At 74.2% G+C, this 25,232-nt stretch carries 16 protein-coding genes; 6 read left to right on the top strand and 10 right to left on the bottom strand.

Annotated elements, in window-relative coordinates; genetic code table 11:
- Positions 1-77 precede the first annotated feature (77 nt).
- The 3 genes from ATL31_RS11085 to ATL31_RS11095 form a co-directional block, all read right to left on the bottom strand.
- On the bottom strand, positions 78-3,059 hold the full coding sequence (locus tag ATL31_RS11085) for an Ig-like domain repeat protein (protein ID WP_143598380.1): 2,982 nt from the start codon (positions 3,057-3,059) through the stop codon (positions 78-80).
- 267 nt (positions 3,060-3,326) lie between these two features.
- Complete coding sequence (locus ATL31_RS11090; RefSeq protein WP_101395822.1) at positions 3,327-5,054, bottom strand: GMC family oxidoreductase; 1,728 nt, start codon at positions 5,052-5,054, stop codon at positions 3,327-3,329.
- The gene (locus ATL31_RS11095) at positions 5,051-6,634 is read right to left on the bottom strand and encodes a succinic semialdehyde dehydrogenase (protein WP_101395823.1); all 1,584 of its coding nucleotides are present in this window, start codon (positions 6,632-6,634) and stop codon (positions 5,051-5,053) included. The genes ATL31_RS11090 and ATL31_RS11095 overlap by 4 nt, the downstream gene beginning before the upstream one ends.
- A gap of 69 nt (positions 6,635-6,703) precedes the next feature.
- On the opposite strand from ATL31_RS11095, the gene ATL31_RS11100 reads away from it, so the two are divergent.
- A complete protein-coding gene (locus tag ATL31_RS11100) occupies positions 6,704-7,351 on the top strand; it encodes a hypothetical protein (protein ID WP_101395824.1) in 648 nt (215 codons plus the stop codon).
- A gap of 26 nt (positions 7,352-7,377) precedes the next feature.
- Here ATL31_RS11100 and ATL31_RS11105 read toward each other — a convergent pair whose 3' ends face one another.
- Positions 7,378-8,499: a GuaB3 family IMP dehydrogenase-related protein gene (locus ATL31_RS11105; RefSeq protein ID WP_101395825.1), complete on the bottom strand. Its 1,122-nt coding sequence runs from the start codon at positions 8,497-8,499 to the stop codon at positions 7,378-7,380.
- 68 nt (positions 8,500-8,567) lie between these two features.
- The gene (locus ATL31_RS11110; RefSeq protein WP_158239840.1) at positions 8,568-14,177 is read right to left on the bottom strand and encodes a fibronectin type III domain-containing protein; all 5,610 of its coding nucleotides are present in this window, start codon (positions 14,175-14,177) and stop codon (positions 8,568-8,570) included.
- 310 nt (positions 14,178-14,487) lie between these two features.
- Here ATL31_RS11110 and ATL31_RS11115 point away from each other — a divergent pair, with 310 nt between their 5' ends.
- Positions 14,488-16,137, top strand: a complete 1,650-nt coding sequence (locus ATL31_RS11115; protein ID WP_342749468.1) for a DHA2 family efflux MFS transporter permease subunit — start codon at positions 14,488-14,490, stop codon at positions 16,135-16,137.
- 60 nt (positions 16,138-16,197) lie between these two features.
- The gene (locus ATL31_RS11120) at positions 16,198-17,235 is read left to right on the top strand and encodes a P1 family peptidase (RefSeq protein WP_101395828.1); all 1,038 of its coding nucleotides are present in this window, start codon (positions 16,198-16,200) and stop codon (positions 17,233-17,235) included.
- A gap of 29 nt (positions 17,236-17,264) precedes the next feature.
- Here the strand turns inward: ATL31_RS11120 and ATL31_RS11125 are convergent, their stop codons facing one another.
- Both ATL31_RS11125 and guaB read right to left on the bottom strand, forming a co-directional pair.
- The gene (locus ATL31_RS11125) at positions 17,265-18,218 is read right to left on the bottom strand and encodes a serine hydrolase (protein ID WP_101395829.1); all 954 of its coding nucleotides are present in this window, start codon (positions 18,216-18,218) and stop codon (positions 17,265-17,267) included.
- 43 nt (positions 18,219-18,261) lie between these two features.
- Positions 18,262-19,872: an IMP dehydrogenase gene (gene guaB / locus ATL31_RS11130; protein ID WP_245862314.1), complete on the bottom strand. Its 1,611-nt coding sequence runs from the start codon at positions 19,870-19,872 to the stop codon at positions 18,262-18,264.
- 202 nt (positions 19,873-20,074) lie between these two features.
- Here guaB and ATL31_RS11135 point away from each other — a divergent pair, with 202 nt between their 5' ends.
- Both ATL31_RS11135 and ATL31_RS11140 read left to right on the top strand, forming a co-directional pair.
- Positions 20,075-20,365, top strand: coding sequence for a WhiB family transcriptional regulator (locus ATL31_RS11135; RefSeq protein WP_101397533.1), 291 nt, complete (start codon positions 20,075-20,077; stop codon positions 20,363-20,365).
- A 250-nt stretch (positions 20,366-20,615) separates the two neighbouring features.
- On the top strand, positions 20,616-20,843 hold the full coding sequence (locus ATL31_RS11140; RefSeq protein WP_101395830.1) for an RNA-binding S4 domain-containing protein: 228 nt from the start codon (positions 20,616-20,618) through the stop codon (positions 20,841-20,843).
- A gap of 32 nt (positions 20,844-20,875) precedes the next feature.
- On the opposite strand, the gene ATL31_RS11145 is transcribed toward ATL31_RS11140, so the two are convergent.
- From ATL31_RS11145 to groES, 3 genes are all read right to left on the bottom strand, one after another.
- Complete coding sequence (locus tag ATL31_RS11145; RefSeq protein WP_101395831.1) at positions 20,876-21,574, bottom strand: aspartate/glutamate racemase family protein; 699 nt, start codon at positions 21,572-21,574, stop codon at positions 20,876-20,878.
- Between the two features lie 110 nt (positions 21,575-21,684).
- Positions 21,685-23,304, bottom strand: coding sequence for a chaperonin GroEL (groL, locus tag ATL31_RS11150; RefSeq protein ID WP_101395832.1), 1,620 nt, complete (start codon positions 23,302-23,304; stop codon positions 21,685-21,687).
- A 135-nt stretch (positions 23,305-23,439) separates the two neighbouring features.
- Positions 23,440-23,733 (bottom strand): co-chaperone GroES, encoded by a 294-nt coding sequence (groES, locus tag ATL31_RS11155; protein ID WP_055810586.1) that lies wholly within the window; start codon positions 23,731-23,733, stop codon positions 23,440-23,442.
- Positions 23,734-23,977: 244 nt separating this feature from the next.
- Between groES and ATL31_RS11160 the strand changes: the two genes are divergently transcribed.
- A complete protein-coding gene (locus ATL31_RS11160) occupies positions 23,978-25,216 on the top strand; it encodes a class I SAM-dependent methyltransferase (RefSeq protein ID WP_101395833.1) in 1,239 nt (412 codons plus the stop codon).
- Positions 25,217-25,232 lie beyond the last annotated feature (16 nt).

Below are 25,232 nucleotides of genomic sequence, written 5' to 3' on the forward strand. Positions count from 1 at the left end.
GCCCCCGACGCTCGAGACCGGACGCACGACGCCCGGTGATGCCGTGTGGCACCACCGGGCGTCGGGTCGCAGCGGGGTCAGCGGGTGACGACGACCTTCACCACGGTGAGGGTCGAGCCGCGGCGCACGCCGAGGTTCCACGAGCCCAGCCGCATGGTGCGGGCCATGGTGACGCCCACCGCCCAGCGGTTCGGCCCGGTGCGGCGGAACCAGTTGTCCTCGCCCCTGGGCCTGCGCGCACCGTAGGCGGCGTCCACGTAGCGCGGCCGGACCCGGGAGGCGGCGACCAGCGTGTAGGCGTGGCCGCGGCGCACGACGTAGGCACCGTTCTTCCACGTGCCACCGACCAGCACCACGTCGGTCACCGTGACGGTGACCGTGGTGGAGCGGACGTTGCCGGCCCGGTCGACCGCCGTGGCGGTGACCCGCTCGGTGGTGCCCCGGCGGGAGCGGCTCAGGGTGCACGAGGCCAGACCCGAGAGCGCGTCCGCCCCGGCGCAGCGAGCGGCTGCCGCCGACAGGAAGTACACCCCGCCGGCCCGGATGCCACGGACCGCCACGGCCGGAGCCGTGCGGTCGATGTCGATGCCGGCGACGTTGACGGTGGCGATGCCGCCGTCGGTGGCCGACACGGTGCGGGTGACCGACTGGCCGGCACCGTTGCCGGACAGGGTGACCGCGGCAGGGCACGGTGCCGTGAGCGGTGCCGCGGCCGGGGTGCAGGTGAAAACCACCGTGACCGGGGTGCGGTACCAGCCCGCCCGCGAGCGGGGCGCGGCACTGGACACGGAGGCGGTCACGGTCGGGTTGGCCCGGGCCGTCGAGCCCGACGACCCGAGGGTCGCGTCGTCACCGGAGTAGCTGGCCGAGACGGCGCGGTCGGCGTCGGCGGGAGTGGTGTACGCGAGGGTCGCGGACCCGTCGACCACGGGGGCCGACCCCACCACGACACCGTCGACCAGGAACTGCACACTGCCGCCCGGCGTGGCGTGCCCGGGGGCGGTCACCGCGACGGTGGCGGTCAGGGTCGTGGGGCCCACCTCGACGGCGGTCGTCGTCGCGGCGCGGTCGACCGTGAGGGTCTGCGGGGTCGCGGTCGACCCCGCGTAGGTGGTGGAGTCGGTCGGAGCGAAGGAGGCCGACAGGGTGTGGACGCCCGCGCTGAGCGGCGCCGAGGACGAGGCGACCGGGAAGGTCGCGACGTGCTGCGAGCCCGACACGCTGGCGCTGCCGACGGGTGAGCCGTCGACGGTCGCGGTGACCGTGCCGGCCACGCCGCCGGCGACGGTGACCGCCACGGAGACGTCCTGGCCGACGACGCTGCCCGTGGGCGTGGCCGCGACCGACACCGCGGTGGCGACCTTCGCGACGGTGACGCTCTGCTGCACGGGGGCGGCCGGTGCGTGCCCGGCGTCACCCGCCTGGGTGGCCGTGACCACGCAGGTCCCGGCGGCCGTGAGGCTGAGCGTGCTGCCCGTCAACGAGCAGACCCCGGCGTCGGAGCCGGCGGTCGACAGCTCGACCGGGGTCTCGGCGCCCCCACCGGTGGTGACGACCTCCTGGCTGGTGCCGACCTCGGCCGGCGTCGTCAGGGGCGTGACGGTGATCTCCTGCGCGGCGCGCAGGGTCAGGTCGTGCCGGGCCGAGGCCGGGTTGCCGTCGGTCGACGACACCTTCGCCGTGATCGAGGCCGGCCCGGTGACCGTGCCGGCAGCGGTGAGCGGCAGTGAGATCGGGGGCAGCTCCGAGCCGGCGAGCCACGGCCCGGGGCCGCTGGCGGTGCAGGTCACCACGGGCGAGGCGACGGCGCACTCGTAACCCGGTGCGGTCGGCGTGCCGACGGTGACGCCGTCGGGCACGGTGGTGGTGACGACCGGGGCTCGGGTCTCGTCGCCTTCGGCAGCGAGGGACGGGGTCACCGTGGCCGTCACCGTGGCGCCGGGGTCGAGGACGCCGGCGGCGTCGTCGGCGACGGACAGCCCGAAGACGGGCAGCTTGCCGGTGAGGGTGGTGGCCCGGACGTTGCCGAGCGCGTGGATCTCCGCGAGCGAGCCGGTGGAGCCGGACCAGCCGAACGTGAGTTGGTAGGGGACGCCCGTGTCCGGGTCGACCCACGAGGAGGGGATCTGCGCCGCGTCGAGGGCGGCCTGGTCCGGCAGGTCACCCGTCATCACCTGGCGCGCGGCCCCGTAGGCCGTCCAGGCGACGAGCCAGGAGCGCGCCGGGACCTCGTCGCCGGAGCGGTTCAGCACGGGGGCGCCGGCCGGGTTGATGGAGACGACGACCGGCACCGGAGCCGGGCGCGACCAGCTGGCGTCGTCGTCGAGCCGACCGCCGCTCAGCTGCGAGCCGAGGACGCAGTAGCCGCTGGTGCCGTCACCCGGCCCGCGGACCGAGACGGTCTGCGACATCGGGGGGTTCCGCGGGCACTGGCCGTTGCCGGCGGGGTCGCCGTTGGAGAACCCCCCGTAGACGTCCAGGCCCACCCCGAGGTAGCCGTGCGGGAGGCCGTCCACCCCGGGGATCCCGTAGTAGCCGAGGGCGCCCCCGGTGGGGCCTGCGTGGGCCGGGGCCGCCGGGGCCGCCGGGTCGGCGGCGGCGAGGGCGAAGCTCATCCCGTCGGCCGGAGGCGAGCTGCCGGCCCACTGGTAGCTGTCGAAGGAGACGTCGATACCGCGCGCCGAGGGCAGCGAGGCGTCGTAGAAGACCGTCCCGACCTGCGCGATGTCGTTGGAGCTCAGCCGGAGCACCCCGGAGCCCGGCGCGTCACCGCCACAGCCCGGGATGGGCGACTGGGCACCATCCTCGGAGCCGGTCAGGCACGCGGTGTTGGACGCGGCCGAGGGGCGGGACCACGACGGCGAGCTCGTCGTGGCGCCCGCGAAGGACTCCTCGAACAGCGTCGTCGTGGGCGTCCCCGGCACGGCGTCGGAGCGCGACGCGGTCACCACGGCGCCGACCGCGACGGTGGCGACCACCGCGACGACGGCCGCCACCCGACGGGTGGCGGAGGCGGTGGGAACCACGCGAGCGGCGCGCGGGCGGGCAGGAGCAGGCACGGATGACCTCTTTCGACAGATGACGACAAAAACCCCGGGCGCCCCCGACCGTAGGGACACCCGGGTCACGTCATCGCAGGTCACGGCCCGGGTCGGCCGAACAGCCGAGCGTCCTGGACGTTCGGTGTCGCCGGGGGCCGGACACCCGGGCAGGACGGGCCGAACAGCCGCCGCGTGTCGTGTTGCACGCCGGAAGCGCTCGTGATGCGGGACACCTCGGGGACGCCCCTCACGCGGGCCGGCCCGGCGCCTGCGCCCGCAGGTCACTCAGACGCCGGCCGGCTCCCGCTCGCGCAGCAGCTCGGCCTGCCGCGGCCGCGCATCGGCGTCACCCCGGGCCGGCCAGAACGCCATCGCCCGCTCGGCCTGGGCCGTGATGGTCAGCGACGGGTTGACCCCGAGGTTGGCCGAGACCGCCGAACCGTCGAGGACGGAGACGCCCGGATGGCCCCACACGCGCTGGTAGCGGTCGAGCACCCCGGCCGCGGGCGAGGCCCCGATGGGGGCACCGCCCAGGAAGTGCGCCGTCATCGGCACGTCGAGGACCTCGGGCCACGACCCGCCGGCCACCGTGTACTCGCCGGTGGCCGCCGCCAGCCGGGCCGCGAGCACCTCCATCGCGGCCTGCCCCTGCGGGAGGTAGGTGGGGTTGGGCTCGCCGTGCCCCTGGGTCGAGGTGAGGCCCGGCCGCCCGAAGCGCCGCCGCCCGGACACCTGCAGCGAGTTGTCGCGGCTCTGCATGACCAGGCCCACGACGATCCGCTCGCTCCAGCGCCGGGTCGTCGGCAGCATCCGGCGCAAGGGCTCGGGGTCGCGCGCGACCATCGCCAGGAACTCGCGCCAGCGCGGGCGGCCGGTACCGCCGGGCACCCCGACGGTGGCGAGCAGGCCCATCGCGTTCGAGCCCTTGCCGTAGCGGCAGTTCTCGACGTGGGTGTCGGCGTCGACGTTGAAGCTGGTGGTGATGGCGACGCCGCGGGTCAGGTCGACCCCGGCCGGGGCGTGTTCGGTCATCGCGCCCACGAGCGCCTCGGAGTTGGTGCGGGTCAGCGACCCCAGACGCTCCGAGAGGCGGGGCAGCTCACCGACGTCGCGCATGGCGTGGAGCAGGGTCTGGGTCCCCCAGGTACCGGCGGCCACGACCACCCGGGCGGCGGTCACCACCTGCCGGTCGCGCCCGCCCACGGGGCCGGTGCGCTCGTGCAGCACCCGGTAGGTGGCATCCTCGCCGTCCGGCCCCTCGGTGCCCGGCACGACGCCGAGGCGGGTGACGGTGCGCATCGGCCGGATCTCGACGCCCAACCCCTCGGCCAGCGCGAGGTAGTTCTTGACCAGGGTGTTCTTGGCGCCCACGCGGCAGCCGACCATGCAGTTGCCGCACTCGGTGCACCCGGTGCGGCGCGGGCCCGCCCCGCCGAAGTAGGGGTCGTCGACGGTCTCGCCGGGCCGGCCGAAGTAGACGCCCACGGGGGTGCGCCGGAAGGTCTCGCCCACGCCGAGGTCCTCGGCCGCTCCCTGCATCGCCCGTTCGACGGGGCCGTCGCAGCGGTTGGTGACGACGCCCAGCATCCGGCTCGCGGTGTCGTAGTGCGGCGCGAGCTCGCCCTCCCAGTCGGCCAGGTCGCGCCACTGCGGGTCGTCGTAGAACGCGCGCGGCGGGCGGTAGAGGGTGTTGGCGTAGTTCAGCGAGCCGCCGCCCACGCCGGCCCCGGCGAGCACCACCACGTCGGGCAGCCGGTGGATGCGCTGCACGCCGTAGCAGCCGAGGCGCGGCGCCCAGAGGAAGCGGCGCAGGTCCCACGAGGTGCGGGCGAAGTCGGCGTCCTCGAAGCGCCGGCCGGCCTCGAGCACCAGCACGCGGTAACCCTTCTCGGCCGCCCGGAGCGCCGCCACCGAGCCGCCGAAACCCGACCCGATGACGACCACGTCGACATCGACGCCGCTCTCGCGCCGGGTGTCGCCGTCCGCCGGGGACGCCGCACGGCCGCGGCTCACGGGAGCCCCACCGCCTTGAGCACCTTGAGCGCCCGCGTGAGCCCGCGCCCGTACGCCTCCCCCGCGAGGCCCGGGACGTCACCGACGTTGACCAGGCCCTGCACGGTGACGTTCTGGCTCTCCGTGTACTTCAGGATGCCCTCGCGCCCGTGCCGCCGCCCGAGCCCGGACGCCTTCATCCCGCCCATCGGCGACCCGATGCTGCCCCACGCCGCGGCGTAGGCCTCGTTGACGTTGACGGTCCCGGCCTGGATGCGCGCGGCCAGGGCCCGGCCGCGCGCGACGTCGCGGGTCCAGACCGAGGCGTTGAGGCCGTACTCGGTGTCGTTGGCCAGGGCCACCGCCTCGTCATCGGAGCCGACCCGGTAGAGGGCGACCACCGGGCCGAAGGTCTCCTCGTCGCGGCAGGCCATCGCCGGCGTCACGCCCTCGAGGACGGTGGGCTCGACGACATAGGGCCCGATGTCGGGCCGGTGCGCGCCGCCGGTCAGCACGCGCGCCCCGTGGCCCACGGCGTCGTCGACGTGACCGAGGACGCGGGCGAGCTGGCCGGGCCCGACCAGGCTGCCCATGTCGGCGCCCCAGTGCAGGTCGGTCGAGAGGCGCATCCGGCCCACGGCGTCGAGGAAGCGGGCGAGGAACGCGTCGGCGACGGCGTCGTGCACGACGAGCCGCTCGGCGCTGACGCACAGCTGCCCGGCCGACGCGAAGCAGGCCCGCAGCACCCCCGGCACCGCTCGGCGCAGGTCGGCGTCGGCCGCCACGTAGACGGTGTTCTTGCCGCCGAGCTCGAGGCTCGCGCCCACCAGCCGGCGCCCCGCCGCGGCCGCCACCGTGCGGCCGGTGGCCGTCGAGCCGGTGAAGCACACGTAGTCGGCGTGGTCGACGACCGCCTGCCCGGTCGGCTCGCCCGGCCCGAGGACGACCTGCACCAGCCCCTCGGGCAGGCCCGCCTCGACCATCAGGCCCACGGCGGCCAGTGCGGTGAGCGTGCCCTGGGGGTCGGGCCGCAGCACCACCGCGTTGCCGGCGACCAGTGCGGGCAGGGCGTCGGTGACCGAGAGGCTGAGCGGGTAGTTCCAGGGCGACACGATGCCGACGACGCCCTTGGGGCGGTGGTGCTCGGTGCTGCGGGTGATGACGGGGAAGACGCCCAGGTGCCGCTCGGGGGCGAGCAGGGCCGGCCCGCGCCGCGCGTAGTACCGGCAGACCAGGGCGCAGTCGGCGACCTCCTCGAAGGCGTGCGCCCGGGCCTTGCCCGACTCGAGCTGCACCAGGTCGAGCAGCTCGCCCTGCCGGTCGAGGACGAGGTCGTGCAGGGTCAGCAGCCACCGGGCCCGCGCGGCGACCGGGACCTCGGCCCACCGGCGCTGGGCGCGCTGCGCCCGCCCGAGCGCCTCGACCACGTCGTCGGCGGTCGAGGTCGCGAAGGTCGCGAGCGGCGCCCCGGTCATCGGCGAGTGCGTCGTCATCTCCGGACCGGAGGCGACGACTCCTCGGGTCAGAGCGCGCACCCGCCCCGGGTCGACCACGTAGGTGGCACGCGGGTCGGTCTCCGGGTCAGCGATGACATCGGCCATTACCGAAGAGTAGCGACCTCGGAGGAGCTCCTGTGGGCGGCGGGCGGCGGCCTCCCCTACCGTCGGGGCATGGGGGACGAGGCGCCGCGGCGTTCAGGGGGGACCGCCGGGGTCGCGCGGGCCCAGGACCGGGCCGTGCGGATGCGCCGGCGGCTGGGCCGGGCCGCCATCGCGTCCCTGGCGGCGGCGGTCTCGTTCGCGGTGCTCGGCGTCGCCACGGGGCGCCTCGTCGTCGTCGGCGACGCCGTGGTGCGCCCCGGGCCGGCCGGTGTCGTCCTGCTGGAGCTGGCGGGGGCGCTCGCGGCGGCCCGGGTCGCCCTCGCCCGGCGAACCGGCCCCGGGCCCGTCCCGGGGCGTCCCCACCGCGCCCGCGTCGCCCTCCTCACGGTCGCGGCCGTCGGGACGACGGGGCTCTCCCTGCTCGCCGACGTGCCCGCCTCCTACCGGGTCCTCGCGCCCCCCGGTCCGGACGGCTGCCGGGTCGTCGTCGAGGAACGGTCGTTCCTGATGGCCGGGGGCGGGCGCGTGCACGTCCTGCCGCCCTACGCGGTCCTCACCCGGGAGGTGGGCAGGTACGACGCCGACGACGGCTACCGGCCGTTCACCGCCGGCTCCTGGTCGCTCACCTGGCGCGACGAGGCCGCCACGCTGCACCTGTCCGGCGGCGGCACCGACCCGGTGTGGCCGAGTGAGCAGCAGGTCTCGTGCCCCGGCTGACGGCCCCGGGCCGGGGGGGGCCCGCCTCAGCTGCGCTGGTACGGCGCGACGACGACCTCGACCCGCTGGAACTCCTTGAGGTCGACGTAGCCCGAGGTGGCCATCGCGCGGCGCAGCGCCCCGATGAGGTTGGTGGTGCCGTCGGCCAGCCGGCTGGGCCCGAACAGCAGCTCCTCGAGCGGCGCCACGGCCCCGACCTGGACGCGGTGCCCGCGGGGCAGCTCGGCGTGGTGCGCCTCGGGGCCCCAGTGGAACCCGCGGCCGGGGGCGTCGGTGGCGCGTGCCAGCGCCGCCCCGAGCATCACGGCGTCGGCACCGCAGGCCACGGCCTTGACGATGTCGCCGCTGGTCCCCACGCCGCCGTCGGCGATGACGTGCACGTAGCGGCCGCCGGACTCGTCGAGGTAGTCGCGGCGGGCCGCGGCGACGTCGGCGATGGCCGAGGCCATGGGGGCGTGGATGCCGAGGGTGACGCGCGTGGTGTGGGCCGCGCCGCCGCCGAAGCCCACCAGGACACCGGCCGCGCCGGTGCGCATCAGGTGCAGGGCCGCCGAGTACGACGCCGCCCCGCCGACGATGACCGGTACGTCGAGCTCGTAGATGAAGCGCTTGAGGTTCAGCGGCTCGGCCCGGCCCGACACGTGCTCGGCCGACACCGTGGTGCCGCGGATGACGAACAGGTCGACCCCCGCGTCGACGACGGTCTTCCAGAGCTGCTGGGTGCGCTGAGGGGTCAGGGCCCCGGCCACCGTGACGCCGGCGGCACGGATCTGGCGCAGCCGCTCGGTGACGAGCTCGGGCTGGATGTCGGCGCGGTAGATCTCCTGCATGCGATGCGTCGCCAGCGCCGGGTCGAGGGTCGCGATCTCGGCCAGGAGCGGCAGCGGGTCCTCGTAGCGGGTCCAGAGGCCCTCGAGGTCGAGCACCGGCAGGCCGCCGTGGTGGCCCAGCGCGATGGCGGTGTCGGGCGACATCACCGAGTCCATGGGTGCCGCGATGACCGGGATGTCGAAGTGGTAGGCGTCGATCTGCCAGCCCGTGCTCACCTCCTGCGGGTCGCGGGTGCGCCGCGAGGGCACGATCGCGATGTCGTCGAAGGAGTACGCGCGGCGGCCGCGCTTGCCACGGCCGATCTCGATCTCGGTCATCCGTGCAGCCTACCGACGGTGCGGGCGGCGGGGCGCACGGTCCACACAGGCCCCCGGCGCCCCCCGTGTCACCGTCGGAATGCCAGAGCGTCCAGGATCACGGTCGGTCGGCCAGGCGTCGCGAGCGCGGTGACTACCACGACGTGTCGTCCGTAGGGGACCGTGACCGTGCCGAGCGACTGCCGCAGCGACGTCGTCGACCCGGAGCTGTCGACCGTGAGCCGCAGGACACCGTCGACATACACGGCCAGCTTCCCACTGGTCCGCGTCCGGGCCCCGATCAGCGTGACCTGATCGGTCCATGCCGTCGCGCGGACCGTGGCCCGCACTTTCGTGATGCGGTACGTCCCCGCGTAGTACGAGCTCGAGACACCCTTGGCCCACCCCGTCGACCACGACAGCGACGTGGCGCGGTCGTCGGTGGGCATGGTGACCGTACGCCAGGGCGATGGCAGGCTCTGCATGCCGTAGGCGTCCACCGCCCGCACCTGGAACTGGTACACGGCACCGGCCACGCCCGTGAGCACGCCGGAGCCGCGCGATGTCGTCAGGCGCGAGACCGGGGTCGAGTACGTCCGGGCGCCCGTCGCCGTCACACCGACCACCCGGCTGCTGACGAGGAACGTGACCGGGCCGGCGCCGGCCGGAAGGCCGCCGACCGCCCACGACAGGCCGACCTGGGGCGTCGCATACGTCGGCGTCGCGAACGCAGGTGCGGTCAGGACGGTGGTGCACGCAGCGGCCACGAAGGTCCGCGTCCAGCTCGTGGTCCCGGTGAGGACGTAGCCTGGCCGCGCTCTCGCCGTCACCGTCACCGTGCCGGTCGCGCCGTAGGCCCCGGCGTCGACGGCCCTGCCGTTCATCGTGTACGCCGCCGCCTGGCTGCCCGGGATGTGCACGAGGTCCTGGGCGCTGGCGCAGGCGTCCAGCATCGCCGGGGCGGGGGCGGAAGCGGTGGCCGGGCCGACCGGCGAGGAGCTCGACGAGGTCCGCACCGCCGTCAGGTATCCGACCTTGCGGGCGGTCACGCGAACTGAGAGGGGGGCCCCGAGGTCGTCGAGGGATGGGACGTACGTGGCCTCGGTCGCCCCCGGGATGGGCTCCCCGGCCCGCAGCCACACGTACTCGACGGTATCGGGCTGCGGCTGCCACGAACCGGCGCCGGCGGTCATCGGCTGCCCGAACACGGGGTGCGCGTCGACGGTCGGGGTGCCGGGCTGGGTGAACGCCAGCTCCTGGCCGGGCCACTCGAGCTCTCGGGGCGACGTGGCGACCGATCGCCACCCATCACCCAGGACGGCCTCGAAACCCCCGAGGACGGGAGTGCCGAGGACGGGGGTCCACCGCTCCCAGGGTGCGGGCGTGTAGCCCGGCTCGTTGGTCGCCACCAGCGATCCCCGGAGGGTCAGCTCGTACTGCGACTCGATGCGACCCTCCCCGTCCTGTCCCCGGAGGACCTCGACGCGGGGGGAGCCGAGGAGGTCCAGGCGGCTGAAGACCACGGACCGAGGCGAGGTGTTGCGTAGGGTGCCGTCGGCGACGACGAGGCCCGTGACGAAGCAGCCGCGGACCGGGCAGGTGAAGGACAGCGTCGCTCCGGGCCGGTTGGTGAGCATGGGGCGGGCCGGGTCGACGATCCCGCCGAGGTCCCCGGTGACGGACAGCGTGCCCTCGTTGGTCACGTCGTCCAACCAGCACCCGGCCCCCAGTCGGAGATCGCCGCGGGTGGTCAGGGGAGCCGAGACCCGGCACGGGTAGGAGGCGTCGCTGAACGTACTGGTCAGATCGAGGCGACTTCCCGGACCGATACTCAGCGGTCCGCCGGTGATCTGGGAGAGCCGCAGCCGGTCACCGGTCGTCACCAGCGTGGCGCCGGCCCCGGGCACCTGCAGGTTCGGTACCAGAACATCACCGCTGACATCGAGGCTCGTCGGCCCGGCGAGCTGCGCCGACCGGAGCAGGGTCGTCGTGGCCGAGGTGTTGACGACGGCCCCGGCCAGGTCCGTGGGCAGGTCGATCGTCGCGCCTTCGGTGCGCAGTGTGCCGCCCTCGAGGTTCGAGATACGGCTGTCGGTGGACCCTGGGTCCGTGGGCGCACTGCCGCGCAGCACGAGGTCACCGTCGTTGGCCACCCGGGCACCGGTGAGACGGACCGCCTGCGAGCGCCCGTCGAGGGTCAGACGGCCGTGGTTGCGGACTTCAGGCGCCATGATGCTCGGAAGCGTATGGAGCGCCAGGTCCCATTCGCGGTACTCCTGGCGAGCGACGGTGAGGGAAACGCCGGCCGGTACCGTCAGCGGGCCACCCTCGATGGTCGAGACGGTGGCACCGGACAGCACCCCGGGCACCTGAGCACCCTCGGTGGGTGCCTCGAGAGTGTCGAGCGAGACGCGTCCGTCGAGCGCCGGGCGGGCCGTGTCGGCGAGGACGGCGAGATGCAGCCACGACGACGGTCCGTCCGAGCGGATCGTGCCGTCGAGCACGACCCGGGTCCAGACGTGAACCCCTCCGGTCAAGGAGAGGGTCGCCCCCGGATGGTTGACGACACGGCTCTCGCTACCCGCTTGGTCCCCGAGCCACCCGCCGTCGGTGCCCTCGGTCGTGAGCGTCCCGTAGTTGTCGAACCGCACGTCGTGGTTGAGGTAGGTGTAGGGGGCGCTGGTCGACAGGGACGCCCGCCCTCGGTTGACGACGTCGACGTCGAGGTTCTGGGGGAGGGTCCACCGCAGGGCCGGGCCGGCGGTGAAGGTGCCCGCGCCGTCCATGAGCTGCAGGCCGTCGAGATGGCTGCCGACCGTGAGCTGGCCGTCGAGGACGAGGGTGCCCTGCTCGCCGTCGAGGCCCGCGACCGTGGCCGTCTCGTCCGGCGCCAGTCGTGCGTCGCTGCCGCCGAGGCAGACCCAGTCCGCAGGTCCTGGGACCCGCCCGCTCGACCAGGACGACGGGTCGGTCCATCGCCCGTCGGGGCCGCCGGCCCACCGCGTCGTGCACAGCGGGGTGATGATGATGCTCGTCCGGGCCGGCGTCGAGAGCCGGCCGTCCGCGTTCTGCGCGAAGACCTCGACCGTCCAGGCGCCGGGGGCCAGGTCCGCCACCGACAGGACCGGCTGGGTGGTGCGGGAGGTGGTGCTCTCCCCCGTGTCGGAGCGCAGCACCGCGAGGTAGCCCGTCACCGCCGAACCTCCGGTGGTGGGCGGAGGCTCCCACGACGCGTCGATCCCGAAGTCCGCCGCGTGACGTTGCACCCGGAGGTTCACCGGGGCCCCGAACGGCGTCCCCACGAGGACGACCCTCTCCCCCGAGGCACCCGAGGCGCCGTCCACGTGCACGGTGACCGTGCGGCCGGCAGGGTTCGCGGCCACGACCCGCCCGTCGCTGTCGACGGCATCCGCGCCCACGCCCCCCACGATCGACCAGTCGAGGGGCTCGACGACTCCGTCGGACCGGACCGCCTCGAAGGTCGTGGGGGTCCCCGCCGGGACCTGGGTCGGGCCGACCACCGTGTACGTCGCTGTCGGGGGTCGATCAATGACGAAGGCGACGAAGCTCCTCACCGCGAGGGCCCGCTCGAGCTCCAGGGAGAAGCCGAACCGGTTGAGGGCCACACCTCCCTTCAACTCCAGGCTCGGCGCCACCTCGAGGAAATGACCACCCGTCGGGACGTTGAAGTCGACGGACCCGGCGAGCTTCGCCGTGACCGACACGCTCGGGCCGACGACCCCGGCGATCGCCGCGATGGCCTGGAACTTCAGGGCGATGGATGCCTTGCCGTCGACGGTCACCCCCGGCACGGCACCGCCGGAGGCGCCGAACGGCTTGCTGATGTCCTTGACGTCGAGTACGTACGGGTCGGTGGAGTCCCAGTGCACGGCCGCGCCGGTCTGGGCGGTGCCCTTGACCCCGAGGCTCAGCTCGCCGCTCAGGGAGAGCGTGCTGACCAGCCGCGGCTGGACGACGATCGGCACCGGGCCGGCCATCACCGTGAACGGCACACCCTCCACGGTGCCGAGCGTCACCTTCTTGTCGCCGCGGACACCGAACCGGGCTGCGACGGAGAGGCCCACCTTGCCGGTGACGTCCAGCCTCACCCCCGCCGGGGCGCCGACGGCGTTCTTCGACACGCCCATCTCCAGTCCGACCTCGGTCGAGACCGCCGCGGTGCCGGAGACGAAGATGTCGTCGTCCTCGAGCTCGAGGTCGAGTCTGAGGGTGTTGCTGACACTCACGCCCGCTCCCGGCTCGACTCCGACCGCCCGGACACCGGGGACGGCGGCCTGGAAGGTAGGTCGAACACCCGGGGCCGGTGTCGCACCCGCAGCCGTGGCGCGGGTCGGGTCCAGCACCGCGGAGACGGTCACGTCGTCGAAGACGTCGTCGAGCGCCGCCTCGACCGTCCGCAGCACGAGGTGGTCAGCGGTCGACTCGACAGTGGTGACCCGACGCAGCAGCCCGGTGGGAGTACCCGGGGTCGCGGCGGCGACGATCACCGTGCCCGGCGTGATGGAAACCACCTGGGACGGGGCGGGCTGGGCCCACTCGACCGTGTCGGGGGAGACGGCGGCGACGGCGCCGGCGCTCACGTCGTCGAGGACCAGCGTGCGCGCCGCGAGGACCACGGTGGGTCGGACTGCGGCGGAGGTCGCGGCCGTTCCGGACCCGGCGACGGTCGTGGCCGTCAGCTCGAAGCGGTAGGAGGCAGCCGCGTCCTCGAAGGTGGAGACGGACGCAGCGGTCACGTCGCCAGCAAGGGACTGGGTGTGCTGTGGGGCCACCGGGTCGAGGTCGTACGACCCGTCCGGGCTCCGGACGACCCGCTGCCACACGAGGACGTAACCGCTGATCGAGCTGCCTCCGTCGTCCAGCGGGGCCTGCCACGACACGTCCACGCCGCCGGTTCCGTCGGGCGCGACCACCAGGCCACGCGGGACCGAGGGCGCGTAGGCAGCGCGTGGGGTGACCTCGGTCGAGCCGGCCGATGAGGCCCCCACGTCGTTCGTCGCCACGACGTCCACGGTGTGCACGACGCCGTTCTGGAGCCCGGTGAGCGTGGCCTCGGAACTGGTGGGGCCCAAGGTCGCCGTCCCGCGGACGACCCCGCCGGGATCAGTGGCCGAGACGACGTAACCCGTCACCGGGCGCCCGCCGTCGAGGGCCGGAGCCGCCCAGGACACCACCACCCGGCCGTCACGTCCGAGGGCACCGAGCACCGCCGGGGCCCGGGGCGCCTGCGCGGCGACGGGGACACCCGGCTGCGAGGGCGCGCTGGGGCCACTGGTGCCGGCGGAGTTCGTCGCCGTCATCTGCACGACGTAGGGAACCCGCGCGCACAGCCCGGTGACCCAGGTGGCGCTCGAGCCGCCGGCGGCCGATGCCGTGACGTCGGCCGGTTGCGGGCACTCCGAGGTCGTCACGCCCTCCCCCGGATGGGCGGTGAGGGTGTACGAGGTGACGCCCGCACCCTCGGGAGCGGGCAGCCACGAGACGGCGACCGACAGCGCGTCACCCGCCACCGAAGCCACGACGGGAGGCGTCGGTAGGGTCTCGGCCGGGCCGGCGGCGAGCGTCGCCGGGTGCAGGGCGTGGGGGGCCTCTGCGGCGACGCCCACCGACGCCGCGAGAGGGCCCAGGACGGACGCCACGACCAGCGCCGCCACCACCCGCAGCCGAGCACCCGTCATGCGTCTCCCCCGTCGTCCCGTCCAGCCGGCCGAGAGGGATGCTCTCACGCACAACACCGGTTCGTCCGACGATGGCAAGGATGTCGACCCGTTCGGTCGTGCGCGGCAACTCGGGTTTCGTCGGGCCTGCGGTCGGGCACCCGCGACCCCGGCTGACCTGTGGGGATTAGACGGGAACAGAAAACCGTTCCACGCCTGTCGGATGTGTCCGGCAGACTCGCTCCCGGCATCGCCGCCGGCCCGCGCGCCCCGGCTGCCCGCCGCCCGGGCCGCCTCCCCCCGCCCAGCCCGACCCGACATGGAGCCCCACGTGTCAACGACCACCACCGCCCCCGCGGCGCCTCCCGACTACCCCGACAAGATCGACGCCGCCGTCCTCAAGGTCGCCGGCGTCGTCGTCCTCGGCGCCATCATGTCGATCCTCGACATCACCGTCGTCAACGTCGCGCTGCGCACGTTCCAGAACGTCTTCGCCGTCGACGGCCGCCCGCTCGACTACTCCGCCGTCGCGTGGACCGTCACCGGCTACACCCTGGCGCTCGCCACGGTCATCCCCCTCTCGGGCTGGGCCGCCGACCGCTTCGGTACCAAGCGCCTCTACATGATGGCGATCCTGCTCTTCACGCTGGGCTCGGCCCTGTGCGCCACCGCCACCGGCATCCACATGCTGGTGGCCTTCCGCGTCATCCAGGGCCTCGGCGGCGGCATGCTCATGCCCCTCGGCATGACGATCATGACCCGCGCCGCGGGCCCCAAGCGCATGGGCCGGCTGATGGCCGTGCTCGGTGTCCCGATGCTGCTCGGCCCGATCTTCGGGCCCATCCTCGGCGGCTACCTCATCGACGCGTTCAGCTGGCACTTCATCTTCCTCATCAACGTGCCGATCGGCATCCTGGCGCTCGTCTACGCCTGGCGGGTCCTGCCGCGCGACCGCCCGCACCCGTCGGAGTCGCTCGACTGGCGCGGCCTGCTGATGATGAGCCCCGGCCTCGCGCTCTTCCTCTACGGCATCTCCTCCATCCCCGAGCAGGGCGGCGTCGGCCACCCCAAGGTGCTCATCCCCGGCATCGTGGGCCTGGCGCTGATCGCCTCGTTCGTCGTCTACAGCTTCCGGCCGGCGCACCCGCTGCTCGACTTCCGGCTGTTCCGCAACCGCAACCTCACGGTCTCGGTCATCACGATGTTCATCTTCGCGGCGTCCTTCTTCGGCGGCCTGCTGCTCGTCCCGCAGTTCCTCCAGCAGGTCCAGGGCGAGACCCCGCTGTCGGCGGGCTGGCTCATCGCGCCCCAGGGTCTGGGCGCGGTGCTGACCATGCCCATCGCCGGCGCGCTGGTCGACCGCTTCCCGGTCGGGCGGATCGTGCCGTTCGGGCTGCTGCTCATCACCGGTGGCATGTTCACCCTCACCCAGCTGCAGGCCGACTCCTCGCACTGGGGCTTCCTCATCCCGGTCCTGTTCGTCATGGGCCTCGGGATGGGCGCCACGATGATGCCGATCATGACCTCCGCGCTCAAGACGCTCACCCACCACGAGGTCGCCCGCGGCACCACGCTGCTCAACATCACCCAGCAGATCGCGAGCTCGGTCGGGGTGGCGATCTTCTCGGTCCTGCTCACCAACGCCTTCAAGGACCGGCCGCTGGTCGGGCAGGGCGGGCAGTACCTCCAGACGGTGCAGACGCAGGGCCCGGAGGCCGCCCGGAGCGCACTGGCCCGGCTGCCCCTGGTGGGGCAGTTCCTCGCCGAGCAGGGCGGCAACGCCCAGGCCGCGGCCGGCGCCCTCGCGGCCCGGGTCGCCGACCTGGCGGCCCAGGCCTACGCGCACACCTTCTGGTTCGCCGCCGGCTTCGTCACCCTCACGCTGGTCGCGGCCGCCTTCCTGCCGCGCAAGCACGAGGAGGCCCACCTCCTCGACGACGCCGACGCCGACGAGGTGGCACCGCCGGTGCTCATGCACTGACCCGCCCCGGCCCGATGCCGGTCCCGCCACCGCGGGGCCGGCATCGGCCATGCTGGGGCCATGCAGCCCGGCCGGCACAACGCCATCACCGACGTCGACGGGGTCCTCGTGGGCCACGTCACCCGCGACGAGCCGGGGTGGCTCACCGGGGTCACCGTCGTCGTCCCGCCCCCGCGCACCGTGGGCAGCGTCGACGTGCGTGGCGGCGGGCCGGGGACCCGCGAGACCGACCTGCTCGACCCCGTCAACCGGGTCGACGCCGTGGATGCCGTCGTGCTGGCGGGCGGCAGCGCCTTCGGGCTGGGCGCGGCCGACGGTGCCGCCGACGCCGCGTGGGCGGCCGGGCGCGGCTGGCCGGTGGGCCCCGGCCCCGACGAACGGGTGCCGATCGTGCCGGCCGCCATCGTCTTCGACCTGGGCCGGGCCGGGTCGTGGCGCCACCACCCCTCCCCCGCCGACGGGGCGGCCGCCTACCGGGCCGCCGCGCCCGGCCCGGTCACCGAGGGGCCCGTCGGAGCCGGCACCGGCACCCGGGCCGGGGGCCTGCGCGGCGGGGTGGGCACCGCCTCCTTCGTCGTCGAGGGCGGGGTCACCGTGGCCGCTCTCGTCGTGGTCAACGCCGCCGGGAGCGCCGTGGCCGCCGACGGCACCCTCCTCGGCGCCGCCGCCCTGGTCGAGGGCGAGCTCGCCGCCCTCCCCCACCCCGGCCCGGACGCCGCGGCCGCGCACTGGCGCGAGCGGGCCGCGGAGGTGGCCGCCCTGCGGGCCGGGCGCGCCACGACCCTGGCCGTCGTCGCCACCGACGCGACCCTCACCAAGGCCGGATGCCGCCGGCTGGCCACCGTCGCGCACGACGGCATGGCCCGGGCCCTGTCACCGGTGCACACCGAGTTCGACGGCGACACCGTGTTCGCCCTGGCCACCGGCGCGCGCCCGGAGCCGCAGCGGATCGACCTCTTCGAGCTGCACGACGCTGCGGCCCGCTGCGTCACCCGCGCCATCGCCCGGGCGGTGGCCGCCGGCACCTCGGTCGACCGCAGCGCCGACGGCGGCCTCACCATCCGATCCTGGCGCGACACCATGACCCGGGCCGGCTGACCGAGCTCGGCCCGGCGCCGGGCGGCCGTTCAGCCCAGGCGGCGGGCCAGCAGGTCGGCGATCCGGTCCATCTGGTGCACGTGGGCCGAGTCGCCGTCGGTCTGGCGGACGGCCGGCCCGACACCGACGGTGATGATGGCGACGGCGTAGCCGCCCACGATGCCCATCTGTCGGGTCTCGGTCTCCGAGGTCAGCCAGCCGCCCTTGAACGACGACGCCCCGATGGTGCCGAGCCCCCAGCGGTGGGCCGCGATGGGCTGCATCTGGGCCAGCAGGTACGCACTGGCCTCGGGGCTGACCACCCGGCCGGCCGCCAGCGCCGCCATGAACCGCACCTGCTCGCGCGGGGTCCAGGTCATCATCCCCTGCGAGCGGTCGGGCGCCGAGGTACGGGTGTCGCCGATGGAGCGCAGCACGGCGGTGATGGCCGCGCCCGGGCTGCCGGGGATGCGGTCCCGGACGGCGACCACCGCGTCACCGTCGCTGGCCGTGAGCGCGGCCCGGATCCAGCCGCGTTCGGTGCTCGGGATCCTCGACGGGTCACCCCCGACGACGGTGTCGAGGTAGGCCGCGACGACCAGCACCTTGGAGGTCGACCACGCCCGGGCGCTGGGCACCGAGCCCTCGGTCGTGACCGCCGACGGGTCCGACAGTGGCGCCCACACCATCGCGCTGCGGGTGTCGCCCACCAGCGTCGTCAGCCGACCGGCCGCCGGCGCCGCCGAGCCTCCCGGGGGCCCGCCCGCGGTCGGCGCCGTCGTCGTCGCGACAGTGGGCGAGGGCACCGCCACGACGAGGTCGTCGGTAGCGGTCGGCGCCGGGGTGGCGCGGGTGGGGGTCGGCGCGCGCGACGGCTCGGCCTCCGCGTCGTGGCTGGGGCTCACGCTCGGCCCCGTCGGCGCGGGTGCGGGGACGCTCCCACACCCGGCGAGGCCGAGCGCGAGCAGACCCGGGACGAGCCAGCGGGCGGGGAGGCGGCGCACGCGCAGACCATACGTCGGCTCACGGAGCGGCACGACCCGGGGCTCAGCCCTTCGAGGAGTAGTTCGGCGCCTCGACGATGCCGGTGATGTCGTGCGGGTGCGACTCGCGCAGCCCGGCGGTCGTGATGCGGATGAACCGGCCGCGGGCCTTGAGCTCGGGCACCGTGGGGGCCCCGACGTAGAACATCGACTGGTGCAGCCCGCCCACCAGCTGGTGCACGACGGCGCCGACGGGGCCGCGGTAGGCGACCTGGCCCTCGATGCCCTCGGGGACGATCTTGTCGTCGGAGGCGACGTCGGCCTGGAAGTACCGGTCCTTGCTGTAGGACTTCTTGCCGCGCGAGGACATCGCGCCGAGCGAGCCCATCCCGCGGTAGGCCTTGAACTGCTTGCCGTTGATGAAGACGAGCTCGCCGGGGCTCTCCTCGCAGCCGGCCAGCAGCGAGCCGATCATCACGGTGTCGGCCCCCGCCACGAGCGCCTTGGCGATGTCGCCGGAGTACTGCAGGCCGCCATCGCCGATGAGCGGGACGCCGGCGGGGCCGCACGCGAGCGACGCCTCGTAGATGGCGGTGACCTGCGGCACGCCGACGCCGGCCACGACCCGGGTGGTGCAGATCGAGCCCGGCCCGACCCCGACCTTGACGGCGTCGACCCCGGCGTCGACCAGGGCCTGGGCCCCGGCGCGGGTGGCGACGTTGCCGCCGATGACCTGCACGTGGCGCAGGGCGGGGTCACGCTTGACCCGCTGCACCATCTCGAGCAGCAGCCGGGCGTGGCCGTGGGCGGTGTCGACGACGAGCACGTCGACCCCGGCCTCGACCAGGGTGGCCGCGCGCTCCCAGGCCTCGCCGAAGTAGCCGACGGCCGCGCCGACCAGGAGGCGCCCGTCGGCATCCTTGCTGGCGTGCGGGAACTGCTCGGACTTCACGAAGTCCTTGACGGTGATGAGCCCGCGCAGCCGGCCCTCGTCGTCGATGATCGGGAGCCGCTCGCGCTTGTGCTTGCGCAGCAGCAGTGTCGCCTCGTCGTTGCCGATGCCGACCTTGCCGGTGATGAGCGGCATCGGGGTCATGACGTCGCGCACCAGGGTGTGGACCCACTCGGCCACGGGCGTGAAGCGCAGGTCGCGGTTGGTGACGATGCCGAGGAGGTGGTCGCCGGGGTCGACCACGGGCAGGCCCGAGACGCGGTAGCGCCCGCAGATCTCGTCGAGCTCCTCGAGGGTGGCGTCGGGGCCGATGGTCACCGGGTTGCTGATCATCCCGGTCTGGGTCCGCTTGACGAGGTCGACCTGGTAGGCCTGGTCCTGGATCGACAGGTTGCGGTGCAGGATGCCGAGGCCCCCGTGGCGGGCCATCGCGATGGCCATCCGCGCCTCGGTGACGGTGTCCATGGCCGCCGAGACCAGGGGCACCCGTAGCGAGATCTCGCGGGTGAGCCGCGCGGTGGTGTCGACCTCGCTCGGGATGACGTCGGTCTCACCCGGCTGCAGCAGCACGTCGTCGTAGGTGAGGCCCAGGGCGGCGAAGGGGCCGGTGGGCGCCGGCTGGGCCGAGGTGACCGGCACGCCGTGCGCGTCACCGCCCGGGCGGCCCGCGAGGGGTTCGGGACGATCGGTGGTGGCGCGGGTCTCGTCCAGTCCGAGGCTCATCCGACGATTCTACGACCCCGCGCGGGATGCCCCGTGCCCGTCCCGCGGCCGGGGCCCCACCTCGCACTTTGCGAACTCTTGACCTCGCCGCCGACCCTTGACCAAAGGCTTACCCGGCCCTTGCCCACCCTCTGCACATCCCGACCTACGGTGAGGACCGTCGCCACTCGGGGAAGTGGCCCGTCCGTTCGTGGAGGTACACATGGCCGAGATCACCCGGCTGCCGGGGCCCGTGGCCGACCTGTGGGACTGGCAGCTCGACGGCGCGTGCCGTCGGGTCGGTCCCGAGCCGTTCTTCCACCCCGAGGGCGAGCGAGGCAGCAAGCGCAGCCGTCGTGCGACGGCCGCCAAGGAGATCTGCCTCGCCTGCCCGGTCATCCAGGAGTGCCGCACCCACGCCCTCGCCGTGCGCGAGCCGTACGGCGTGTGGGGCGGCCTCACCGAGGACGAGCGCGAGTCGCACTACGCCCGGGAGCGGCACATCGCCTCCTGAGGCGAGCCGGCACCCGTCACAGACGCCCGACGAGGGTGGTCCCCTGCTCCGAGGGGACGAGAGTCAGGTCACCGCAGGTCGCGGCACGAGAGGGTCGCGGCCGGACGGGGACCGTGGGGGCGAGAGCCCACGGTCACCGGGAGACCGACCCTGGCCGCGGGGTGGTTCGTGGGGGCGAGAGCCCACGAACCGCCCCGCGGCCCTTTTCTCCGCCCGGGCCGGCCCGGAGCGTGCCCCTAGGCTGGGGAGCGTGACCGGCACCCCTGAGGACCTCCCCATCCGCGACGACGTCATCCGGCTCGGGCAACTGCTGAAGCACTCCGGGCTCGCCGACGACGGTGCCGCTGCGCGCGAGGTCATCGAGCGCGGGCTGGTCAGCGTCAACGGCGAGGTCGACACCCGGCGCGGGCGCCAGGTGCACGTGGGCGACGTGGTGGCGCTCGACGGCGGCGGCTCGGTGCGCGTCACCGCCGGCTGACCCTCCCCTCCCCCGGAGCGAGGGCCCGGGGCTCAGCCGGGCGTGGCGCAGAGCCAGTCGACGCCGGCCGCCACGTGCAGGGCCGTCGTGTCGACGAGGGGCACGGCGGCGTCCCCGTCGTGGACGAGGAGCCCGATCTCGGTGCAGCCGAGCACGACGGCCTCGACGCCCTCGCCCACCAGCCGGCCGACCACGCCCAGGTAGGCCTCGCGCGACGCCGGGCGGACCACGTCGTGGACCAGCTCGTCGTAGATGACGCGGTGCACCAGCTCGCGGTCCGCGGGGTCCGGCGTGACGACCTCGAGGCCCTGGGCCCTGAGCCGCTCGACGTAGAACGCCTGCTCCATCGTGAACCGGGTGGCCAGGAGCCCGACCCGCCGGTGGCCGCCCCGCAGCAGCGCCTCGGCGGTCGGGTCGGCGATGTGCAGCAGCGGGATGCCGGCCGCCTCCTCGACGGCGCCGGCCACCTTGTGCATGGTGTTCGTCGCGATCATCAGGGCCTCGGCGCCCCCGGCCGCCAGCCCCCGGGCCGCCGAGCCGAGCAGGGCGGCGGTGGCCTCCCAGTCACCGGCGTGCTGGGCCTGCGCGACGGGCGCGAAGTCGACCGAGTGCAGCAGCAGCCGGGCCGAGTGCAGGCCCCCGAGCCTGGCCGCGACCCCGGTGTTGAGACCGCGGTAGTACAGCTCCGTCGAGGTCCAGCTCATCCCGCCGAGCACACCGAGCAGCCGCATCCCCCCACGCTACGGCCCCCGGACGACGGACGCCGCCCGGCCCCACGAGGGGACCGGGCGGCGTCACGGTGCGTCGGCCGGGCGGGCCCGGCGACAGGGGACGAGCAGGCTCAGTGGCCGTGACCGTGGCCGTGGCCACCGCCGGCCGCCGGCTCCTCCTGCTCCTTCTTCTCGACGACCAGGGTGTCGGTCGTCAGGACCATCGAGGCGATCGAGGCCGCGTTGCGCAGCGCCGAGCGGGTGACCTTGACCGGGTCGATGACGCCGGCCTTGATGAGGTCCTCGTACTCGCCGGTGGCGGCGTTCAGGCCCATGCCGGCCGCGAGCTCGCTGACCTTGGCGACGGCCACGTAGCCCTGCATCCCGGCGTTCTCGGCGATCCAGCGCAGCGGCTCGGCGGCCGCCTTGCGGACGATGTTGGCACCCACGGCCTCGTCACCCTCGAGCGAGAGCCCGTCGAGCACGGCCACGGCCTGGATGAGGGCCGAGCCGCCACCGGCGACGATGCCCTCCTCGATGGCCGCACGCGTCGCCGAGATGGCGTCCTCGATGCGGTGCTTCTTCTCCTTGAGCTCGACCTCGGTGTGCGCGCCGACCTTGATGACGCACACGCCACCGGCGAGCTTCGCGAGACGCTCCTGGAGCTTCTCGCGGTCCCAGTCGGAGTCGGTGCGCTCGATCTCCTGCTTGATCTGCGCGACGCGACCGTCGACCTCGGCGGAGTCGCCGGCGCCGTCGATGATCGTCGTGTTGTCCTTGGTGACCACGACGCGACGGGCCTGGCCGAGGGTCTCGAGCCCGACCTGGTCGAGCTTGAGGCCGACCTCCTCGGCGACGACCTGGCCGCCGGTGAGGATCGCGATGTCGTGGAGCATGGCCTTGCGGCGGTCGCCGAAGCCGGGCGCCTTGACCGCGACCACGTTGAAGGTGCCGCGGATCTTGTTGACGACCAGCGTCGAGAGGGCCTCGCCGTCGATGTCCTCGGCGATGACCAGGAGCGGCTTGCCGGCCTGGACGACCTTCTCGAGGACCGGCAGGACGTCGGCGATGGCCGAGATCTTGCCCTGGTGGATGAGCACGTAGGCGTCCTCGACGACGGCCTCCATGCGCTCGGGGTCGGAGACGAAGTACGGGGAGATGTAGCCCTTGTCGAACTGCATGCCCTCGGTGAACTCGAGCTCGGTGGACGCGGTCGAGGACTCCTCGACGGTGATGACGCCGTCCTTGCCGACCTTGTCGAACGCGTCGGCGATGGTGGCGCCGATCTCCTGGTCCTGCGCGGAGAGCGAGGCGACCTGGGCGATCTCGTCCTTGGACTCGATCTCGCGAGCGGTCTCGAGCAGGCGCTCGGACACGGCCTCGACGGCCTTGTCCATCCCGCGCTTGAGGCCCGACGGGGCGGCCCCGGCGGCGACGTTGCGCAGGCCCTCCTTGACCATGGCCTGCGCCAGGACGGTGGCGGTGGTGGTGCCGTCACCGGCGACGTCGTTGGTCTTGGTGGCGACCTCCTTGGCGAGCTGCGCGCCGAGGTTCTCGAACGGGTCGTCGAGCTCGACCTCGCGGGCGATCGTGACGCCGTCGTTGGTGATGGTGGGGGCGCCCCACTTCTTGTCGAGGACGACGTTGCGACCGCGCGGGCCGAGCGTCACCTTGACGGCGTTCGCGAGCGCGTCGACGCCGCGCTCGAGCGACTTGCGGGCGGAGTCGTTGAACTCCAGTTCCTTGGCCATTGCTGTCCTTCGTGCTGGGGGTGCGGCGGGCGGCGCGTGTGCGGCCGGCCCGCGGCGGGTGGCTGGGTCGTGGGTGCCGGACGCGTCCCGGTGGCACGGGGCCACCGGGACGCGGTCACGGCGTCAGCGGGATGCTCAGCCGACGACGGCGAGCACGTCGCGGGCGGAGAGGATGAGGTACTCCTCGCCGCCGTGCTTGATCTCGGTGCCGCCGTACTTGCTGTAGATGACACGGTCGCCGACGTTGACGTCGAGCGGCACGCGGTTGCCCTTGTCGTCGATGCGACCGGGACCGACCGCGAGGACCTCGCCCTCCTGGGGCTTCTCCTTCGCGGTGTCCGGAATGACGAGCCCGGACGCGGTGGTCTGCTCGGCCTCGAGGCTCTTGATGACGATGCGGTCCTCGAGCGGCTTGATGGAAACCGACACGGTGTGCTCCTCCCCTTGCTGGGATGAGTCGAAGTGGACGGGGACTGCGCTCCGGGCCGCTCTCGCCGTCGCGGGGGTCGATCGTGATCCGGGGGCGCTGGCACTCACCGGGGGCGAGTGCCAATGAGCCAAATCTAGGTCCGCGATTAGCACTCGGTCAACTCGAGTGCCAGCAGCCCCCCGTTCCCGCCCGCTCCGGGGGATGCCGCACCCAGCGAGCACGCGGATGGCAGGATGACCAGCCGTGGACGTCGGGACGGTGCGAGCGCTGGGGACACCCGACGGTCAGGCCCTCCTGCGCTCCCTCCCCCCCTACGACGAGACCTCGGTCATCGGCCTCCAGGACCGGCTGCGCCGCGACGGGCATCCGCCCGATCTCGTGGCCGCCGCCCTGACCCAGCAACGGCTGCGCGCCCGGGCGGTGGCCAAGTTCGGCGAGTTCGCCTCGGACATGCTCTACACGCCCGACGGCCTCGAACAGGCCTCGCGCCTGGAGGTGGCCGCCACCCACGCCGGCCGCTTCTACAACGCCAGCCTCGCGACGGTGCACGACCTCGGCTGCGGCATCGGCAGCGACGCCGTGGCCATGTCGGCCCTCGGGGTGACCGTCCGCGGCGTCGACATCGACCCCGTCACCGCGGCCGTCGCCGACTCCAACCTGCGGCCGTGGCCCGACTCGCGGGCCCGCGAGGGGATGGCCGAGGAGTTCGAGGCGCCGCGCGACCCGCTGCGCTCACGCGTGGGCGTGTGGCTCGACCCGGCCCGCCGCGTGCCCGGGCACACCGGCCGGCACGGGCGCATCAAGCGGGTCTTCCGCCTCGACGAGATCCGCCCCACCTGGGAGTTCGTCCTCCAGGTGGCCACCGCGGTGCCGGCCACCGGCGCGAAGCTGTCGCCGTCGATGCCGCACGACGCCGTCCCGCTCGGGGCCGAGGCGCAGTGGACCTCGTTCGGCGGTGAGGTGCTCGAGTGCGCCGTGTGGTGGGGGCCGCTGGCCTACACCCCGGGCCGCACCGCGCGCATCCTGATGCCGCACGCCTCCCCGGTCGAGGTCGACGAGCGGATGTGCGAGCCCGACCCGCCGGTGGTCGAGAGCCCCACCTCGATCGGCGCGTGGCTGTACGAACCCGACCGCGCGGTCACCCAGGCGGGGCTGCTCGGCGCGGTCACGGCCGCGACCCTGGGCAGCGAGGTCGAGCGCGGTCTCGGCTACGTGCTCTCGGACGCCGAGGTCGACGTGCCGTTCGCGCGCCGTTACGCCGTCCTCGAGTCGATGCCGTTCACGGTCAGGACGCTGCGCGCCTGGCTCGCGCAGCACGGCGTCACCGGGCTGACCATCAAGAAGCGCGGCGTCCGGCTCGACGACGACGAGCTGCGCCGCGAGCTGCGCATCGGGCGCAAGGCCGGCGACGGCGCGCAGGCCACCGTCATCCTGACCCGCGTCGCGGGCCGGCAGACCGTGCTGGTCGTCGAGCCCGCCTGACCCCGCGGACCGCGCC

Source organism: Phycicoccus duodecadis (assembly GCF_002846495.1).
Classification (GTDB): Bacteria; Actinomycetota; Actinomycetes; order Actinomycetales; family Dermatophilaceae; genus Phycicoccus; species Phycicoccus duodecadis.